Origin of the sequence: Actinomadura logoneensis (assembly GCF_003428695.1) — a bacterium.
In the GTDB taxonomy this organism is placed as follows: domain Bacteria; phylum Actinomycetota; class Actinomycetes; order Streptosporangiales; family Streptosporangiaceae; genus Spirillospora; species Spirillospora logoneensis.
The window spans coordinates 1-2091 of sequence record NZ_QURH01000606.1 but is presented as its reverse complement, the minus strand read 5'-3'; the positions used below and the strand labels follow the sequence as shown (position 1 = coordinate 2091).

General features: G+C 76.9%; 2 protein-coding genes and 1 riboswitch. Both genes read left to right on the top strand.

The features are described from left to right. Positions 1-424, top strand: a 424-nt coding sequence (locus tag DZF91_RS40275) for an ATP-binding protein (RefSeq protein WP_158588038.1), incomplete at its 5' end; no start/stop codon positions are given. Between the two features lie 276 nt (positions 425-700). Continuing rightward, a riboswitch (cobalamin riboswitch) is annotated at positions 701-840 on the top strand. Between the two features lie 64 nt (positions 841-904). After that, on the top strand, positions 905-2091 hold a 1187-nt coding region (locus DZF91_RS24605; RefSeq protein ID WP_158588037.1), incomplete at its 3' end, for an ATP-binding protein.

Sequence of the window (2091 nt, the reverse complement as noted above, 5' to 3'; positions counted from 1 at the left end):
GGGCGCGCGCCGCGACCGCGTGTGGGCGCTGCCCGCCGGCCCGGCCTGCCCCCGTTACGCCCGGTCCGTCCTGCGCGAGGCGCTGGCCGAGCTCGGCTTCGACCGCGCCCGCGCGTCCGACGCGCAGCTGATGATCAGCGAGCTGGCGACCAACGCCTTCCAGCACGCGGGCGACCACGGCCCGCACGAGCTGTGGCTCTACACCGCGGAGGGGCCCGCCGGCCGGGGCCCCGAGACCCGCTGCGCGATCTTCGACCGGCTCCCGTGCGACCTGCCCGGCTACTCCTGGACGTCCGGCGACTGCGGCCGGGGCCTGTCCATCGTCCGCGAGCTCTCCGAGGGCCGCTGGGGCATGCTCCGCACCACCTCCCGCCTCGGCGCCCCGGCCCCCGGCAAGGCCGTCTGGTTCGCCCTCCCCGACTGACCCTCCCGGCTGCCCTTCCCGATCTTCCGCCCCGGCGCGGCCCGTCAGCGGACCGCTCGCCGGACCGACCGGCGGACCGACCGGCGGACGCGACGCGGCTCCGTCCTGAGGCGGCGGCCTCGGATGGCGCGTCGTCGTTCGAGCCTCGCCACTTCGCGGCACAGCGCCCGCGGCCGGGTGCGGCGGCGGGGTGCGCGGCGTTCTGGTCGAGGGCGCGGCGTCCTCGCCGGTTGAAAGGAGTCTTCGCCGGTCGCGGGGTGTATGGGCCGGTGGCGGGGTGTTCGGACGGTGGACGGGTGTGCCATCCTGTTCGGGCGACGGACGACGGAGGAACCCGGTGCGAATCCGGGGCTGTGCCCGCAACTGTGAGCCAGCGCGAGCTGGTGAGTCAGGAACTCCGGCCGTCGTGACACCGACCGCCGACCACGGGCGTGGACACCCGAGGGAAGGACTCTGAGGCATGCGCTCTCTGATGCGCCGATGACGCGCGGCTCCGCCGTCCGCTACCCGTTCTCCGCCGTCGTCGGAATGGACGACCTCAAGCTCGCCCTCCTGGTCAACGCCGTGTCACCCGCCGTCGGCGGCGTGCTCGTGCGGGGCGAGAAGGGAACCGCGAAGTCCACGGTCGTGCGCGCGCTCGCGGCGCTGCTGCCGTCCGTGGACGTCGTGCCGGGATGCCGGTTCTCCTGCGATCCCGCCGACCCCGACCCGCGCTGCCCGGACGGCCCGCACGAGGAGCGCCCGCCGGACGGTCCGCACGAGACGGACGCCGGCCAGGTGCGCGCGGCGCGGCTCGTCGAGCTGCCCGTGGGCGCCTCCGAGGACCGGCTCACCGGTTCCCTGGACATCGAGCGGGCGCTGACCGAGGGCGTGCGGGCGTTCGAGCCGGGGCTGCTGGCCGCCGCGCACCGGGGCGTCCTCTACGTGGACGAGGTCAACCTGCTGCACGACCACCTGGTGGACCTGCTGCTCGACGCCGCCGCGATGGGCGAGTCGCACGTCGAGCGCGAGGGCGTGTCGGTGCGGCACGCCGCGCGGTTCCTGCTGGTCGGGACGATGAACCCGGAGGAGGGCGAGCTGCGTCCGCAGCTGCTCGACCGGTTCGGGCTGACCGTGGAGGTCGCCGCGACCCGCGATCCGGCCGAGCGCGCCGAGGTCGTCCGGCGGCGGCTGCGGTTCGAGGAGGACCCGGCGGGCTTCGCCGCCGCCTGGGCCGGCGCCGAGGCCGAGCTCGCCGACCGGATCGCCGCCGCCCGCGCGCTGCTGCCGGACGTCGTGCTGACCGACGCGGCGCTGCGGCGCATCACCGCCGTGTGCGCCGCGTTCGAGGTGGACGGCCTGCGCGCCGACCTCGTCACGGCGCGGACCGCGATGGCGCTGGCCGCCTGGTCCGGGCGCACCGCGGTCACGTCCGACGACGTCCGGACGGCGGCTCGCCTGGCGCTGCCGCACCGCCGCCGCCGCGACCCGTTCGACGCGCCCGGCCTGGACGAGCGGCGGTTGGACGACGTCCTCGACGAGCACGACGACGACCCGGAGCCCCCGGACGGCCCCAACGGCCCCAACGGCCCCGGCGGTCCGGACGGGCCGGGTGGGCCCGGTGGCCCCGGCGGAGCGCCCGCGCCCGAGACAGGGGACGCGGACGCGGCGCGCGACGGCGGCTCCGA